At 54.0% G+C, this 15,758-nt stretch carries 14 protein-coding genes; 5 read left to right on the forward strand and 9 right to left on the reverse strand.

Annotated features, from left to right (window positions below; all coding sequences use genetic code 11):
• The first annotated feature begins 164 nt into the window (after window positions 1–164).
• Together HV127_RS26700 and HV127_RS26705 are read left to right on the forward strand one after the other, a co-directional pair.
• Window positions 165–905, forward strand: a complete 741-nt coding sequence (locus HV127_RS26700) for a MerR family transcriptional regulator (protein WP_182207360.1) — start codon at window positions 165–167, stop codon at window positions 903–905.
• A gap of 335 nt (window positions 906–1,240) precedes the next feature.
• Complete coding sequence (locus HV127_RS26705; protein WP_004103838.1) at window positions 1,241–1,354, forward strand: protein YohO; 114 nt, start codon at window positions 1,241–1,243, stop codon at window positions 1,352–1,354.
• Here the strand turns inward: HV127_RS26705 and HV127_RS26710 are convergent.
• The 5 genes from HV127_RS26710 to bglX all read right to left on the reverse strand — a co-directional run bounded on the left by HV127_RS26710 (window position 1,329) and on the right by bglX (window position 7,614).
• A complete protein-coding gene (locus HV127_RS26710; RefSeq protein WP_182239920.1) occupies window positions 1,329–2,066 on the reverse strand; it encodes an ABC transporter permease in 738 nt (245 codons plus the stop codon). The two genes, HV127_RS26705 and HV127_RS26710, sit on opposite strands and share 26 nt — an antisense overlap.
• Window positions 2,050–2,997: an ABC transporter ATP-binding protein gene (locus tag HV127_RS26715; RefSeq protein WP_182207362.1), complete on the reverse strand. Its 948-nt coding sequence runs from the start codon at window positions 2,995–2,997 to the stop codon at window positions 2,050–2,052. Before HV127_RS26715 ends, HV127_RS26710 begins: the two co-directional genes overlap by 17 nt.
• A complete protein-coding gene (locus HV127_RS26720; RefSeq protein WP_182239923.1) occupies window positions 2,990–4,147 on the reverse strand; it encodes an ABC transporter permease in 1,158 nt (385 codons plus the stop codon). The genes HV127_RS26715 and HV127_RS26720 overlap by 8 nt, the downstream gene beginning before the upstream one ends.
• Before the next feature lie 7 nt (window positions 4,148–4,154).
• Window positions 4,155–5,072, reverse strand: a complete 918-nt coding sequence (locus tag HV127_RS26725; protein ID WP_182239925.1) for an ABC transporter substrate-binding protein — start codon at window positions 5,070–5,072, stop codon at window positions 4,155–4,157.
• Window positions 5,073–5,316: 244 nt separating this feature from the next.
• Entirely contained in the window at window positions 5,317–7,614 is a 2,298-nt protein-coding gene (bglX, locus tag HV127_RS26730) for a beta-glucosidase BglX (RefSeq protein WP_182239927.1), read from the reverse strand.
• Window positions 7,615–7,808: 194 nt separating this feature from the next.
• Here bglX and dld point away from each other — a divergent pair, with 194 nt between their 5' ends.
• Both dld and HV127_RS26740 read left to right on the forward strand, forming a co-directional pair.
• Window positions 7,809–9,551 carry a D-lactate dehydrogenase gene (gene dld, locus HV127_RS26735; RefSeq protein ID WP_182239929.1) on the forward strand — a complete coding sequence of 581 codons (1,743 nt, stop codon included), beginning with the start codon at window positions 7,809–7,811 and terminating at the stop codon, window positions 9,549–9,551.
• 93 nt (window positions 9,552–9,644) lie between these two features.
• Window positions 9,645–10,199: a GNAT family N-acetyltransferase gene (locus HV127_RS26740; protein ID WP_182207367.1), complete on the forward strand. Its 555-nt coding sequence runs from the start codon at window positions 9,645–9,647 to the stop codon at window positions 10,197–10,199.
• Window positions 10,200–10,333: 134 nt separating this feature from the next.
• On the opposite strand, the gene pbpG is transcribed toward HV127_RS26740, so the two are convergent.
• On the reverse strand, window positions 10,334–11,281 hold the full coding sequence (pbpG, locus tag HV127_RS26745) for a D-alanyl-D-alanine endopeptidase (protein WP_182239931.1): 948 nt from the start codon (window positions 11,279–11,281) through the stop codon (window positions 10,334–10,336).
• A gap of 175 nt (window positions 11,282–11,456) precedes the next feature.
• Window positions 11,457–12,044 (reverse strand): Yip1 family protein, encoded by a 588-nt coding sequence (locus HV127_RS26750; RefSeq protein ID WP_110272418.1) that lies wholly within the window; start codon window positions 12,042–12,044, stop codon window positions 11,457–11,459.
• A 154-nt stretch (window positions 12,045–12,198) separates the two neighbouring features.
• Between HV127_RS26750 and HV127_RS26755 the strand changes: the two genes are divergently transcribed.
• The gene (locus HV127_RS26755) at window positions 12,199–12,768 is read left to right on the forward strand and encodes a DedA family protein (protein ID WP_182239933.1); all 570 of its coding nucleotides are present in this window, start codon (window positions 12,199–12,201) and stop codon (window positions 12,766–12,768) included.
• 85 nt (window positions 12,769–12,853) lie between these two features.
• On the opposite strand, the gene sdaAA is transcribed toward HV127_RS26755, so the two are convergent.
• Together sdaAA and HV127_RS26765 are read right to left on the reverse strand one after the other, a co-directional pair.
• Window positions 12,854–14,425 carry an L-serine ammonia-lyase, iron-sulfur-dependent, subunit alpha gene (gene sdaAA, locus HV127_RS26760; protein ID WP_182239935.1) on the reverse strand — a complete coding sequence of 524 codons (1,572 nt, stop codon included), beginning with the start codon at window positions 14,423–14,425 and terminating at the stop codon, window positions 12,854–12,856.
• Complete coding sequence (locus HV127_RS26765; RefSeq protein ID WP_181485595.1) at window positions 14,422–15,519, reverse strand: hypothetical protein; 1,098 nt, start codon at window positions 15,517–15,519, stop codon at window positions 14,422–14,424. Before HV127_RS26765 ends, sdaAA begins: the two co-directional genes overlap by 4 nt.
• Window positions 15,520–15,758: the final 239 nt, after the last annotated feature.

A 15,758-nucleotide genomic window follows, 5' to 3' on the forward strand; every position in this document is an offset into this window, starting at 1 on the left:
GCTTATAACTTTCTTTGAAGCAATACAAGAAAATGATAATTCACGGGCGAGATCACACTTCTTGCCGTTACGCTCGGCAGAGTCTGTATAAAAAAAGAGCAATATTTTCCCCTTCAGCAAACTGCTTCTACAGTTAATAGAGGAGAACACGACGGGAGGAGAGAATGGCGCTTTATACAATTGGTGAGGTCGCGCAGCTTTGTGACATCAATCCCGTGACTTTACGCGCCTGGCAACGGCGCTACGGATTACTCAAACCCCAGCGTACCGACGGCGGGCACCGATTATTTAATGAGTTCGAGATAGACCGTATTCGCGAGATTAAGCGCTGGATTGACTCTGGCGTGCAGGTGGGGAAAGTCAAAACGCTGTTGATGGATAACGAGCAGGAGATCGCCGATGGTTGGCGCGAGCAGCAGGAGATCCTGCTAGGGTTTCTACAAAATGGTAGCTATCACCGTTTGCGCCTGTGGCTTAAAGAGCGCAGCCGCAGCGAATCTGCGCACATCCTGATCAAGCACCTGATTAATCCCCTACGCCAGCGCCTGTTGAGCCCGCAACCAACGCTGCTGGCGCTACGAGGTATTCTTGACGGCATTCTTATCAATCATGTCGCCCGAAGCCTGTCATCTGCTGCCAAACAGCTGGGTAGCCATGCGCTGGTGATTGGCTGGAATATTAACGATCTTACCCGGCTTTGGCTGGAAGGCTGGATAGCCTGCGAGCAGGGCTGGCAGGTTGATATCCTCGCTCATTCGTTGACCCAGATTCGCCCGGAGCTTTTCCCCGACAGCACGTTGATGGTCTGGTGTGGTGATGTTCCCGCCAGCTCCCAGCAAGAGCAAATGCGTCTTTGGGAGCAGCAGGGCCAGGTTATCTGGCTCAATAACTCTGCGGCATCATAGGCGCATATTTTCCCGGAGGCGGCGCTTGACGCGCCTTGTCCGGGCTACCAAACCCAGACCGCACGCAGTAGCACGCTTTCGATTGAGCACGGACCCGTAGCCCGGTCAGCGCAGCGCCACCGGGAGGGATAATCTCAGAGGATTGAGAGCAGCGGAAATCCCGGAGGCGGCGCTCGACGCGCCTTGTCCGGGCTACCCAATCCAGGCCGCACGAACGGGTAGCCTGGCTAAGCGCAGCGCGAGCCGGGGTTATTGTCGTAGCTAAAAAGCAATTAATGTTTCATTAACACCTGCGCTTCACCGTATAATCTCTCCGTTAACATCAGGAGCCTATTATGAAGCCAGCGAAAATTGCGGTTATTACCCTATTCTTATTTATGGCGATCAGTGGGATCGGCGGCGTGATGCTGGCCGGTTACTCGTTTATTGTTCGCGGCGGTGTCGGCTGATTCGTCGGTTCAGCCGTTCAAAACCGCGGTCGACGATAATCGCCGCCAGCGCCACCAGCAGCGCCCCCTGAATAACATAAGCGGTATTAAACCCGCTCAGACCGATAACAATTGGCGTGCCGAGCGTGTTCGCTCCCACCGTTGAGGCGATGGTTGCCGTACCAATATTGACGATGGTCGACGTGCGGATACCGGCCAACATCACCGGCGCCGCCAGCGGCAGCTCGACTTTTATCAACCTCTGCCAGCCGCTCATCCCCATCCCCTGGGCGATCGTTAATACCCCTGATGGCACCGCCCCGAGCCCGGCCAGCGTCCCCTGCAAAACCGGCAATATGCCGTATAGCGCCAGCGCAATCAGCGCGGGCTGCCAGCCAAATCCCATCACCGGCACCGCAATCGCCAGCACCGCCACCGGAGGAAATGTTTGCCCCATTGCAGCAATCGTCTCCACCAGCGGGCGAAACTCCTGGCCCGCCGGACGCGTCACCGCAATCCCGGCCCCGACGCCAATAACCGTCGCCGCCAGGCTGGAGAGCGCCACCAGCCAAAAGTGCGCCAGGGTCAGCGAAACAAAACTCTCCTGCTGATAGACCGGACGCGGTAGCTCGGGAAACAACGTGCTGAACAGCGGCGCGCTGTAGGGCAGCACCAGCAACAGCGCGATAAACATTCCCGTTAGCCACAGCAGCGGATCACGCAGAACTTTCACGCCGGACCTCCTCGCGCAGCAGGTCGGCAAAATGCAGCGTCCCGCAGGCCTGCCCCTGCTCATCAACCACCGGCAGCACCTCGCGGCGATGGGCAACAAACTGCGACAGCGCCTCGCGCAGGGTCATCGCTACATTTAGCGCATCGCCCGCCAGGCGCTCATCCCGGCGCAGATAATCACCGACGCCGCGCAGCGACAACAGGCGCACGCCCAGTTCGCTGCGGCCAAAGAAGGTCTGCACAAAGGCATTTTTCGGCTCGAGCAGCATCTGCAACGGTTCGCCCTGCTGCACGACTTCGCCGCCGTCCATCAGCACCAGATGATCCGCCAGCCGCAGGGCTTCGTCGATATCGTGGGTCACCAGCACAATCGTGCGCCCCAGCAGGCGGTGAATGCGGATCATCTCCTGCTGTAGCGCTTCGCGCGTCACCGGGTCGAGCGCGCCAAAAGGTTCATCCATCAGCAACACTTCCGGATTGGCCGCCAGGGCGCGCGCCACGCCGACGCGCTGCTGCTGACCGCCGGAAAGCTGGTGTGGATAGCGCTCGCGCAGACCAGGCTCCAGCCCCAGCAGCGCCATCAGCTCATCAACCCGCGCCTGTGTTTTCTGCCGAGACCACTTTTGCAACTGCGGAACGGTGGCAATGTTCTGCGCCACCGTCCAGTGGGGAAACAAACCAATAGACTGGATGGCGTAGCCCATCCTGCGGCGCAGCGCCAGAACCGGCTGCTGGCGAATATCCTGCCCGGCGAAACGGATCGTGCCGCTATCATGCTCCACCAGCCGATTGATCATCTTCAGCGTGGTCGATTTACCCGAGCCGGAGGTGCCAATCAGCACCGAAAATGCCCCTTCGCGCAGATGCAGATTGAGGTTTTTAACCGCAGGCTGTCCGGCAAAGGCTTTGTTGACGCCGTCGAACTCAATCACGGGCCTCTCCTTTCAGTAATGCGCCCCACAGCGCGAATAGCGCATCCACCACCACCGCCAGCGCGATGGTCGGGATCACCCCTAACAGTACCAGGTCCAGCGCGCTGCTCAGCAATCCCTGGAAGACCAGCGCGCCAAAGCCGCCCGCGCCAATTAACGCCGCCACCACCGCCATGCCGACGGTTTGCACACTCACTACCCGCAGGCTGCGCAATAATACGGGCAGCGCCAGCGGCAGCTGCACCAGGCGAAAACGCTGACCGCTGCTCATCCCCATCGCCACAGCGCTTTCCAGCGCTTCGCGCGGCACCTGTTGCAATCCGGTCACCACTCCGCGCACCAGCGGCAAGAGCGCATACAGCACCAGCGCAATCAAAGCAGGCGTCATGCCGGTGCCGGAAACGCCAAGCTGCGCCATCCACGGGAAATGGCTGGCTAATCCGGCAAGCGGCGCGATCAGCAGGCCGAACAGCGCCACCGAGGGAACGGTTTGAATCACGTTGAGAACGGCAAAAATCGGCGATTGCCAGCGGGGATGCCGCCAGACCCAAATGCCAATGGGCAGCCCAATCAGCAGCCCTGGCAGCAGGGTGCCAAACAGCAGCGTGAGATGCTGATACAGAGCATCGTCAAAAACATCCTGGCGGTTGAAGTACTCTTTGAGTAGCGACAGGCCGTCCAGTGCGCCCAGCCACAGCAGCAGTCCGGGCAGCAGCCAGATTTGCGCATTCAGCAGCCAGCGCCAAAGCGTGCGCGGCGTCAGGCGGCGAACGGCGTCACTGGCGATCAGCAGACAGAGCGCCAGCGCCAGCCACAGACCGCTTCCGGGTGAAGTTCGGGCTAACGGTGAACCGCTACGCGCCAGTTCAACCGCCGCCTGACCTGCGCCCCATAGCAAAAGCGGCAGCAGCAGATCCGCCAGCAGAAAGATAAACAGCAGAGGGAGACGTCCAGGACGCCAGCACAGGAAAGAAATCGACAGCGCCGCCGCCACTTGCACACCCGCCAGTGACGGCCAGACCTGCCACAGCCAGCGCCCCTCGCCGGATAACAGCCGGTTAGGGGCATAATTGATAAACGGCAGCGCCATCACCAGCAGCAGTAAAAACGACAGCAGCAACGCAACGCGGTTATAACAACGAATCGTCACGCGAGTTCTACTTCAGCAGCCCTTTATGTTGCAGATAGTCGGCAGCGACTTTCTTCGCATCCAGGCCCTCCACCGCAATACTTGCATTCAGCTGCTGTAGCGTTTTTTCATCAAGGCTGGCGAATACCGGCTGTAACCATTCGGCTATCTGCGGATACTCCTTTAACACGGCCTCACGCACGACGGGAGCTGGAGCATAAATCGGCTGCACGCCCTTCGGGTCGCTCAGAGTTTGCAGCCCCAGCGCGGCAACCGGGCCATCGGTACCGTAGGCCATCGCCGCATTTACACCGGAAGTTTGCTGTGCCGCCGCCTTGATGGTGACCGCCGTATCGCCACCCGCCAGCGACAGCAGCTGGTTTTGCTTGAGGTTAAAGTCGTAGGCTTTTTCAAACGCCGGCAGTGCGTCCGGGCGTTCGATAAATTCCGCCGAGGCGGCCAGCTTAAACTCGCCACCCTTTTGCAGGTAGCTGGCAAGGTCGCTTAATGAGGTGAGGTGATTTTTCTCCGCCAGGTCCTGACGCACGGCGATAGTCCAGGTGTTGTTGGCCGGAGCCGGGGTCAGCCAGATGAGTTTGTTCTTTTCCGCATCCAGCTTTTTGACTTTCTCATAGCCCTGCTGGGCGTTTTTCCACGCCGGATCGTTCTCTAGTTTGAAGAAGAATGCGCCGTTGCCGGTATATTCCGGATAGATATCCAGCTCACCAGCAGTGATTGCCCCGCGCACCACAGGCGTGGTGCCGAGCTGGACTTTGTTGACAGTCTTTACCCCGTGCTTTTCCAGCACCTGCAAAATAATATTGCCGAGCAGCGCCCCTTCGGTGTCTATCTTCGAGCCAACCTTAACCGGCTCCGCCGCCTGCAACGGCAGGCTTATCAGGGCCGTCAGCGCCAGCGCACCTGACCATTTGCTTGCCTTTATCATCCCGCATCCCTCATTAATTTGCGCTCCATTTACAGGAGCTTAAGAGAAAAGCTTAGTTCATTTGAGGCGTCGAGGAAAAAAGAAAAGGCCGATTAATCGGCCTTTAGGATAACGGTCCGCAGATGACGGTGAACCCGTAGCCCGGTCAGCGCAGCGCCACCGGGAAGAAACGGCTCCGATGCATCAACCCGGCACATTCCCCGGAGGCGGCGCTTAACGCGCCTGTCCGGGCTACAAATCGCTGTTACAGCAGCTCAAATTCGCTCTGCTTAACGCGGGCGGAATCGACGCCAACAAAGACGTTGAATTTGCCCGGTTCGGCATCATACTTCATCTGCTGATTCCAGAACTTCAGGGCATCAAGCTCAATCGGGAAGCTGACGGTTTGCGTCTCACCCGGCTTGAGCGTCACCTTCTTAAAGCCGCGCAGCATTTTCACCGGACGACTCATGGAAGCAGTGACGTCCTGCAGATAAAGCTGAATCACCGTTGCCCCTTCGCGCTTGCCGGTGTTGGTCACCTGCACGCTGGCGATCACGCTGCCGTCGCGTTGCATGCTCGGTGCTGACATTTTCACGTCGGAAACGCTAAAGGTGGTATAGCTCAGGCCGTAGCCAAACGGATAGAGCGGGCCGTTAGCCTCGTCAAAATAGCGCGAGGTGTACTTGTTTGGCTTATCGGCATTATAAGGACGACCGGTGTTGAGATGGCTGTAGTAGGTTGGGATCTGTCCGACCGAGCGCGGGAAGGACATCGGCAGCTTGCCCGACGGGTTATAGTCGCCGAACAGCACATCGGCGATCGCATTTCCGCCTTCGGTACCGGCAAACCAGGTTTCCAGCATGGCATCAGCCTGCTGATCTTCTTTCACCAGCGCCAGCGGACGACCGTTCATCAACACCAGCACTAACGGTTTGCCGGTGGCCTTCAGCGCGCTAATCAGGTCACGCTGGCTCTGCGGCAGCGTGATGTCGGTGCGGCTGGAGGCTTCATGGGCCATGCCCTGCGCTTCACCCACCACGGCAACCACCACGTCGGACTGCTTCGCCGCCGCTACCGCTTCATCAATCATCTCCTGAGGCGAACGCGAGTCGACCTGCACCGCTTTCTCATACAGATTGAGGAAGTCGACGATGCCTTTATCGTTGGTGACGTTAGCGCCTTTGGCATAGATAACCTTGCCTTTGTCGCCCAGTGCATTCTGGATGCCGGTCAGCACGGTTACCGACTGGTCGGCAACGCCCGCCGCAGACCAACTGCCCATCATGTCGCGTTTGCTGTCGGCCAGAGTGCCAATCACCGCGATAGTGCCCGATTTTTTCAGCGGCAGCGTGTCGAGACGGTTTTTCAGCAGCACCAGGCTTTCGCGCGCCACTTCACGGGCTTCTTTGCGATGCAGACGGCTTTCAGCATTGGTGTCCTCTGGATCAGACTCTTTCGGCCCCAGATGGCTGTACGGGTCATTGAACAGGCCCATATCATATTTAACGTTCAGCACGTGGCGGGTGGCGTCATCCAGCTCCGCCATTGTTACCTTGCCGGATTTCACCAGCTCTGGCAGGTACTTGCTGTAGTATTCGTCGCTCATACTCATGTTGATGCCGGACTTCAGCGCCACGCGCACCGCGTCTTCCGGGTCGGACGCCACGCCGTGTTTGATAAGTTCCTTGATGGCCCCATGGTCAGACACGGTGATGCCCTTAAAGCCCCACTGGTCGCGCAGCACGTCCTTCAACAGCCAAGCATCGGAGGTCGCCGGGGTGCCATTGAGCGAGTTCAGCGCCACCATTACCGCCCCGCTTCCCGCATCCAGCCCCGCTTTGTACGGCGGCATATAGTCATTGAACAGGCGCTGCGGGCTCATATCGACAGTGTTGTACTCTTTGCCACCCTCAACCGCGCCGTAGGCGGCAAAGTGCTTGACGCTGGTCATCACTGAATACCTGTCCGCCGGGCTTTTCCCCTGCATCGACTCAACCATCGCCCGGCCCATCACGGTGGTCAGGTAGGTATCTTCCCCGAAACCTTCTGAAGCACGGCCCCAGCGCGGGTCGCGGGAGACATCGACCATCGGCGCCCAGGTCATATTCAGGCCATCGTCAGCCGCTTCATAAGCGGATACTCTCCCGACGGTGTTGACCGCATCGAGGTTAAAAGAGGAAGCCAGGCCAAGGCTAATCGGGAAGACGGTGCGCTGACCGTGCAGCACATCATAGGCGAAGAACAGCGGGATTTTCAGGCGGCTCAACGCCATCACCTGATCCTGCATAGTACGAATATCATGGCGGGTGACGGTGTTAAATATCGCCCCCACCTGACTCTCTTTAATCATGTCACGGATGGCTTCTTTCGGGTTATCCGGGCCGACGCTAATCAAGCGCAGCTGACCGATTTTTTCATCCACCGTCATTTTGGTCAGCAGTTCCGTCACAAACGCATCCCTCGCCTGCGGCGTTAAGGGATGATTGCCGAACAATTCATCCGCCAGCGCGGGTTGCAGCGCCAGACTCACAGCGACGCCTACAGTACAGAGCCATTTCATTTTTATCCCTCATTGTTCCAGTCGGATATATCGGCGAAAAGATAGCAAAAACCGAAGTTTGCCATAAACATAAACGAGACGCCTGGAGAAAGCGCGCGTTATTCTCTGATTTTTCGAAACATTGATGCATGAAATTGTCATACAAAGGGCTATTCTTAAAGCTGATTATTTTGTACCACCACAAGGAGTGGAACATGTCATCTGCAACAACAAATAACAACGCCTTTCTGGCAGAACTCACCCGCCTGGTTGGTTCTTCGCATCTGCTGACCGACCCGGCCAAAACGCAGCGCTATCGCAAGGGGTTCCGCTCCGGCCAGGGCGAAGCGCTGGCGGTGGTCTTCCCCGGTACGCTGCTGGAACTGTGGCGCGTGCTGAGCGCTTGTGTCACCGCGGATAAAATTATTCTGATGCAGGCCGCCAATACCGGTCTGACCGAAGGCTCAACCCCGAGCGGCAATGATTATGACCGCGAAATCGTCATTATCAGCACCCTGCGTCTGGATAAACTGCATCTGCTGGATAAAGGCGAGCAGGTGCTGGCTTACCCCGGCACAACTCTTTATTCGCTGGAAAAAGCGCTGAAGCCGTTTGGTCGCGAGCCGCATTCAGTGATTGGCTCTTCATGCATCGGCGCGTCGGTGGTTGGCGGGATTTGTAACAACTCCGGCGGCTCGCTGGTACAGCGCGGCCCGGCCTATACCGAGATGTCGCTGTTTGCCCAGATCGATGAAAACGGCAAGCTCAGCCTGGTCAACCATCTGGGTATCGATCTGGGCACCACGCCGGAGCAGATCCTCAGTTGCCTCGATGACGAACGGGTTAAAGATGAGAACGTGCGCCACGACGGCCGTCATGCTCATGATCATGATTACGTCACCCGCGTACGCGACGTGAATGCCGATACCCCGGCGCGCTACAACGCCGACCCGGATCGCCTGTTTGAATCTTCAGGCTGCGCCGGAAAGCTGGCGGTATTCGCCGTACGCCTGGACACCTTCCCGGCAGAGAAACGCCAGCAGGTGTTTTATATCGGCACTAATCAGCCGGACGTACTCACCGAAATTCGCCGCCATATTCTGGCGGAGTTTAATAACCTGCCGGTGGCGGGCGAGTATATGCACCGCGATATTTACGATATCGCCGAGCAGTACGGCAAAGATACCTTCCTGATGATCGACAAGCTCGGCACCGATAAAATGCCGTTCTTCTTCACCATGAAGGGCCGTACCGATGCGATGCTGGAGAAGGTGTCGTTGTTTAAGCCGCACTTCACCGACCGCTTTATGCAAAAGCTGGGACACGTTTTCCCGGCACACCTGCCGGAGCGGATGAAAACCTGGCGCGATAAATACGAACACCATCTGCTGCTGAAGATGGCAGGCGATGGTATCGAAGAGGCTCAGACCTGGCTTGGCGAATATTTCAAAAACGCCGAGGGTGATTTCTTTGCCTGTACCGCGGAAGAAGGCAGCAAGGCTTTCCTGCACCGCTTCGCCGCAGCGGGCGCGGCAATCCGCTATCAGGCGGTTCATGCCGATGAAGTGGAAGATATTCTGGCGCTGGATATCGCCCTGCGGCGTAACGATAGCGAATGGTTTGAGCACCTTCCCGCCGAGATCGACAGCCAACTGGTTTATAAGCTCTATTACGGTCACTTTATGTGCCACGTTTTCCATCAGGATTACATCGTGAAAAAAGGCGTCGATGCCCACGAGCTGAAAGAGAAAATGCTGGTTCTGCTGAAGGAGCGCGGCGCTCAGTATCCGGCCGAGCATAACGTCGGCCATCTGTATGAAGCGCCGGAAAGCTTAAAACGCTTCTATCGCGAAAACGATCCCACCAACAGTATGAATCCGGGGATCGGTAAAACCAGTAAGCAAAAATACTGGGGCGAAACGCCGGATAACACCGCGAGCGCGACCGAACCGCAATAATCCGCAAGAGGGACTGTTCAGCCGCGGGGCTTCTGTATTACGCTGCACGCCGGAGAAATCCCCTCTCCGGCAACCCCGCTAAAGGAACCCAACATGTCCGCAGTGGATAAGTTACATGACGCTGACTTAGAGATCCGTGAAGCGCTGCCCGATGATGCCCACGCCATCGCCGCGCTGTACGTCTGGCACGTACTGAACGGACGCGCATCCTTTGAAGAGATCCCCCCAACCGTCGATGAGATGCGCAAACGCATCAAAAACGTGCGTGATAACGGGCTGCCGTGGCTGGTTGCTCTGTGGCGCGGGACCATTGTCGGCTACTGCTACGCCACCTTTTATCGCCCCCGTCCGGCCTACCGCTACACGCTTGAAGAGTCGATTTACGTTGAGGCAGGAATGGGGGGGCGCGGTATCGGTAGCGCCCTGCTCTCCCGCCTGATTGAGAAGTGCGAACAGGGGCCGTGGCGACAAATGCTGGCGATTATCGGCGACGGGCACAGCAACGCCGGGTCTATCGCTATTCATAAGAAGTTCGGTTTTAGCGTAGCGGGTCAGCTACGCAGCGTTGGCTATAAGATGGGCGACTGGCGGGATACGTTGATTATGCAGCGCCCTCTCGGCGATGGCGACTGGACGCTGCCGGAGTAAGCCTCACCCTACCACAGAAAATAAAGTCGGGGCGATTTTCTCCCTCTCCCCAAAAGGGAGAGGGAACCGTTCGGAGCCCGGGTATGCGGGTAGCCCGGACAGGCGCGCCAGCGCCGCCTCCGGGGGACGTCAGGTTAATCGTTCTGCGCGGTCTGCGTGCCGCCTTTCAGCATCGCGTCGGCCATTTGCGCTTCACGCTGCTTCTTATAGCTGAGCGCGGAAGCCGGAACCGGCATCACCTTCCCGGTTTCAATCCACGTCCTCAAACGACTGGCATCGGCAAAGTGGGTATATTTTCCGAACGCATCCATGACCACCAGCGCCACCGGACGCCCTTTGATCACCGTACGCATAATCAGGCAGTGGCCCGCCGCGTTGGTAAAACCAGTTTTGGTCAGCTGAATATTCCAGTTATCGCGGTACACCAGATGGTTAGTATTACGGAACGGCAGCGTGTAGGCAGGATGAGCGAAGGTCGCCATATCCTCTTTGGTGGTGCTCAGTTGACCAATCAGCGGATACTGTTCGCTGGCGATCAGCAGCTTGCTCAGATCGCGTGCAGTGGAGACGTTATGAATCGACAGGCCAGTTGGCTCAACGTAACGGGTACGGGTCATTCCCAGCGCCTGCGCTTTGGCATTCATCGCACGAATAAACGCATCGTAGCCACCCGGATAATGGTGCGCCAGGCTGGCGGCAGCGCGGTTTTCTGACGACATCAGCGCCAGCAGCAGCATATTGCGGCGGCTGATTTCGCTGTTCAGGCGCACGCGTGAATAAATACCCTTCATTTCAGGCGTATGGCTGATATCGACGCTCAGCATCTCATCGAGCGGCAGATGGGCATCCAGCACCACCATCGCGGTCATCACCTTGGTGATTGACGCCATCGGGCGAACCAGATCCGGCTGGCTGGCATAAATGATTTTTTTACTGGCAAGATCGACGATCATTGCGCTACCGGAAGCGATATCCGGCTGTGAAGCGGTAACCGCCGCAGGGGTTTTAGCTATCGCCTGGGGCGCAAAAGGCACAGCCAGCAGCAAAGTCAGGCTGAGCAAAGAAACTCGAAATTTGGTCATCGTGAGCATTCTGAAAAGTATTTTTGCACGTTATGAACGTACGCCGCGGCGTTGGGGTGGTAACGCCGCTGGCAAAAATCATCATACCCCGGCAGAACGCTGGCTGGCTAATAAGAATCGTGAACAAATGCTGCATTGCCGACATAAAAACCTATTTATGTCGGCAATGAGTTAATCAAAAGAGTCGATATCCGTAACCCCAGAGAATCACGGTTATGGCGAGCAGCACTTCCAGCACCAGCACCCCAATCGCCAGAGTGGAGCTGGCGAAGCTCAGCCCCTCTTCTTTATTGATACTCAAGAAGGTTGGAATGCCGAGGTACAGCAGATAACCGGTATACAGCAGCGCGACGGTCCCCACGAGCGCGCACAGCCATACCAGCGGATAGAGCGCCACAATCCCGCTCAGGAAGATCGGCGTGGCGACATAACCGGCAAACACCATACAGCGTTTCAGCGAAGGCCGCTGCGGATAGCTTCTTGCCATCCACCAGATAACCCGCCCCATCACCGCTACCCCGGCGAGCATAACGGCATAAAACAGCACCGCCAGCGCCAGCCCGGTCATCAGCGACAGTTTTACCACGGTGCCATCGCCGAAGTTCCAGCCCAGCTGCGTCGTGCCGATAAAGGCGCAGATAACCGGAACCGCCGCCATGACCAGCACGTGGTGCGTATAGTGATGCGAAATGGTCTCGTTTTCACTTTTGATAACGCTCATCTCTTGATTAGGATGAGAGAAGAGTCCCCAGACATGGTTCATAGCGTCCCCCTTGTCACGGCGTGGTACAGCACTGATCCAAGTATAATTCACCTTGTAGATTATTTTGTGTACAACGATAAAAATGCTCTTCCCCGCATTTTTATCATCAGGGTGTATGATTAAGGGACTGACGTGTTAAGGAGTTTATCTTTATATGGATATCAATAACCTGATTTCCCAGTACGGCTACGCGGCGCTGGTCATTGGCAGCATGGCGGAAGGCGAAACCATCACTCTGCTCGGCGGCGTGGCGGCACATCAGGGATTATTGAAGTTCTGGCTGGTGGTTGTCTCGGTCGCCCTCGGTGGGATGATCGGCGACCAGTTGCTTTACTTACTTGGCAGACGCTTTGGCGGGCGCATTCTGCGGCGATTCTCGAGCCAGAAAAAGCGGATTCAGAAAGCCCAACGCATGATTCAGCGACGCCCTTATCTGTTTGTGATTGGCACCCGTTTTATGTACGGCTTTCGGGTTATCGGGCCGCTACTGATTGGCGCCAGCCGTCTGCCGCCAAAGCTGTTTCTGCCGCTGAATATTCTCGGCGCGATTATCTGGGCGTTAATTTTTACCACCCTCGGATATCTCGGCGGTGAAGCGATTGGCCCGTGGTTGCATCATCTGGATGCGCATCTGAAACACTTTATCTGGCTGGTTCTGGTGGTCGTTCTGGTGGTTGCGGCGCACTGGTGGCTCAAGCGCCGCGAGGCGAAAAGGAAAGAGTGAAGACCAACCTAAAGTCTCAAAATCAACCCCTGATACACTTTCAGGAGTTGATTTTGGGTCAGTCTATTAATGTAGAAAGTCAGTGTTATAACTTTTCACGTTTTATCAATAAATCTTGCGTAATGCGTTGCCCCGTTTTGGTGATACACAATCCCCCCTGACAGGTGCAACGCAGTGTTGCTGGCATTTTCTGTCCGATGTCATACATTGAATGAATAGTTTCATCCAGTGGAATTATTGGGTTAAATCCCCACATCACCATATTCGCAGATAGTGCCGCATTACTGACCGAGCTGACGTTACGGCTTATGCAAGGAATTTCAGTCAAGCCTCCTACCGGATCGCAAATAAGACCAAGCATATTTTGCATCGCCATTGATGCAGCCTGAAAAGCTTGTTCGATGTTACCGCCTAATAGTTGAACAATACCGCCAGCCGCCATTGCGCTTGCTGACCCATTCTCAGCCTGGCAAGCAGCAACTTCGGCACCAAAAGAAGCGTTGTTTGAAATAAACGATCCAATTAAGCCACTGACCAGTAACCCTTTGATGATATCTTCTCTTGGTAAATTCAGGCTTTCACCAATAATGATGATACTAGCAGGAATGACGCCACTGGACCCTGCCGTTGGCGCGGCCACGACGATATTATGCGCACAGCTATTTTCCATGACTGAAATCGCAGCCAAAGCAGCATCATTTAATACCCCTGATGGTATTGAATTCGTGCTTTTAATAGCCTGTTTCATTTCCTGAGCTTTGTAGGGTAAAAAACCATACAACGGCGTTGAGGCCGGATCTGGCGCAATCGTTGACTGTTTCATCACATCATAGGTATGTTCCGCCAGCTGCCATATCTCTTCTTCGGTTGTTTTACCAATCGAAACCTCATAGTCCAGGGCAATCTCCCACATCGATTTCCCTGTTGCTTTCGCATAGGATAATGCGCCTTCAGCATTAGAAAAAAGTACCGTCGGTTTTTTTTTCATTTCAACCGGCATAATTGCAGGGGCATATTTCACCCATAGCACATCAGGTTGCTTATCAAACGCCAGTACTTTTTCTTTTGTTTGCCCATTAAAACCCGACACCGCATACAACACGTTGTCATTTTTCATCGATTTCTTTATTGAAACATGTAATTTATTAAGTACATCAACCAAATGGGTGGCATTAGCCAGGGAACAACAAATAAAAATCTGTTCCTGAGTACCATCGATAAAAACAGGAAAACCATTTAACTCTACAATCTCAAACATCCCGCCGCCGGTTGAAAATGTTAAAACGGAAAGTTCGATTTCATCATTTTCATTATAGACATTAATCAATGCCTCATTCGGATGTCGTGATGAGATTTTTTGCTTAGAGAACCATATGTTCTTGCCCATACTTTTAGCAATTTCTACCGCATCTTTGACTTGCGCATTGTCTGTTTTAAAACCAAGCAATCCGCCGGTAAATCCGAAGTTTGAACCTTGCCCAATATAAGTTTCAGGATAAGAACCGCTTTCATCAAAAATAATATTTGCTTTATTTATCTCTCGTCCAAACAATAAACGAGATTCTAAACCTATCCTTGCACAACCCGCTGAATGTGAGCTGGAAGGGCCGCACATAATCGGCCCCAACACATCATTGAAAATACTATGAACCATCATACAGCCTCATTATTACGGTTTTTTGCTAAATAGATACGGATAAATTTTACGACCATCAGGACAACAATCAGCGAACCAACATATCCACTCATGATATAAACTGCATTGATAATGACATCAAATGGCATTGCAATGGCACCAAGTAGTGCAATGAGAGAAACACCCCAAACGATAGCTTTATGTTTCTTCGTGCCTTCCTCAGAGAATTTAATCGCAATAATATGAAGCAATGGCGTTGAAATGGTATAGATAGCAAAAAATATTAATGCGCCAAATGCAATACCAAGCGGGGCCCAAATTTCTTTCGCAAGGAAGAAATTGATAATTTGTTTATTTGCTACTTGTTCAATATTAGAGGTGATGGCGTAAGAAGCAACCACATCAAGCAGTGCATAGATAATCAACCCAATACTTTGACCAATCACCAATGGTTTAAAATCAAACTTCGTGGCTAAATCTGCAGAGAATGCGGCCAGAAACAGCACCATTAAACCAACTAAAGATATACCAGAAAGGAACCAGTTTGGTGCGACCTTTAATAGTTCAAATTCATTCGCCTCGATACGAACCGCATTTACATCAATGTTGCTCCCGTTCATAACCAGTGTTGCGATACTCACAATAACCACAAAGGCAGTTAAGAACGGCATAATTATACCCAGAGATTTAAGGATAGAATTTAAACCGATAGTAACAGTCCCGGCGGTGATAACCGCAGTAATAATTGCACCGATGATTAGAGGTAAACCATATTGCTCAAATAATATTGAGCCACCGGCGGCGATCTCTGCAATAAACATGGTAAAACAGAATAGCAGCGAAAACCATTCGATCACTTTACCAATAATCGGCCCACAGAAGAATGTAAATACCTCAGTTCCTTTACTACAACCGCCATATTTACCTGCGTAAATGAATCCTATATTGACAAAAATAATCACCAGACTGAACACAATCCCGACGCCAACAGCGTGATGGCCGAATGGGACAAAAAACTGAATGGTTTCCTGGCCGCTCATAAAACCGCCGCCGATTAGATAGCCCAGGCTAGAGGCAACGAAAATATAGACCTGGCTTAAAAATAGTTTATTCACACATCCTCCTCGATCAGATTTGAAAATCCTTAAACCCCATGAACATCACCATTATTAAAAAATATAATTATTTTTTCATGATCATGAAAACAAGCTATCATGAACATCCTCCCTCATCACGTTGTTTTTTCCATAATTATGATTATAAATTCACAATTGTGAATTCGATCTGATTTTTAAGAGTACGAATCAGTACTAAGGAAGGAAGAGAGATCAGAGTTCCATCGGGTTGAAATATA

Source organism: Klebsiella sp. RHBSTW-00215 (assembly GCF_014103785.1).
GTDB lineage: Bacteria > Pseudomonadota > Gammaproteobacteria > Enterobacterales > Enterobacteriaceae > Klebsiella.

What these genes read in the sequence shown, in the direction of transcription:
- HV127_RS26750 (WP_110272418.1), bottom strand. Translation starts at nt 12,044, where the DNA reads ATGAACCATGTCTGGGGACTCTTCTCTCATCCTAATCAAGAGATGAGC.
- dld (WP_182239929.1), top strand. Translation starts at nt 7,809, where the DNA reads ATGTCATCTGCAACAACAAATAACAACGCCTTTCTGGCAGAACTCACC.
- HV127_RS26755 (WP_182239933.1), top strand. Translation starts at nt 12,199, where the DNA reads ATGGATATCAATAACCTGATTTCCCAGTACGGCTACGCGGCGCTGGTC.
- HV127_RS26740 (WP_182207367.1), top strand. Translation starts at nt 9,645, where the DNA reads ATGTCCGCAGTGGATAAGTTACATGACGCTGACTTAGAGATCCGTGAA.
- HV127_RS26705 (WP_004103838.1), top strand. Translation starts at nt 1,241, where the DNA reads ATGAAGCCAGCGAAAATTGCGGTTATTACCCTATTCTTATTTATGGCG.
- HV127_RS26725 (WP_182239925.1), bottom strand. Translation starts at nt 5,072, where the DNA reads ATGATAAAGGCAAGCAAATGGTCAGGTGCGCTGGCGCTGACGGCCCTG.
- bglX (WP_182239927.1), bottom strand. Translation starts at nt 7,614, where the DNA reads ATGAAATGGCTCTGTACTGTAGGCGTCGCTGTGAGTCTGGCGCTGCAA.
- pbpG (WP_182239931.1), bottom strand. Translation starts at nt 11,281, where the DNA reads ATGACCAAATTTCGAGTTTCTTTGCTCAGCCTGACTTTGCTGCTGGCT.
- HV127_RS26700 (WP_182207360.1), top strand. Translation starts at nt 165, where the DNA reads ATGGCGCTTTATACAATTGGTGAGGTCGCGCAGCTTTGTGACATCAAT.
- sdaAA (WP_182239935.1), bottom strand. Translation starts at nt 14,425, where the DNA reads ATGATGGTTCATAGTATTTTCAATGATGTGTTGGGGCCGATTATGTGC.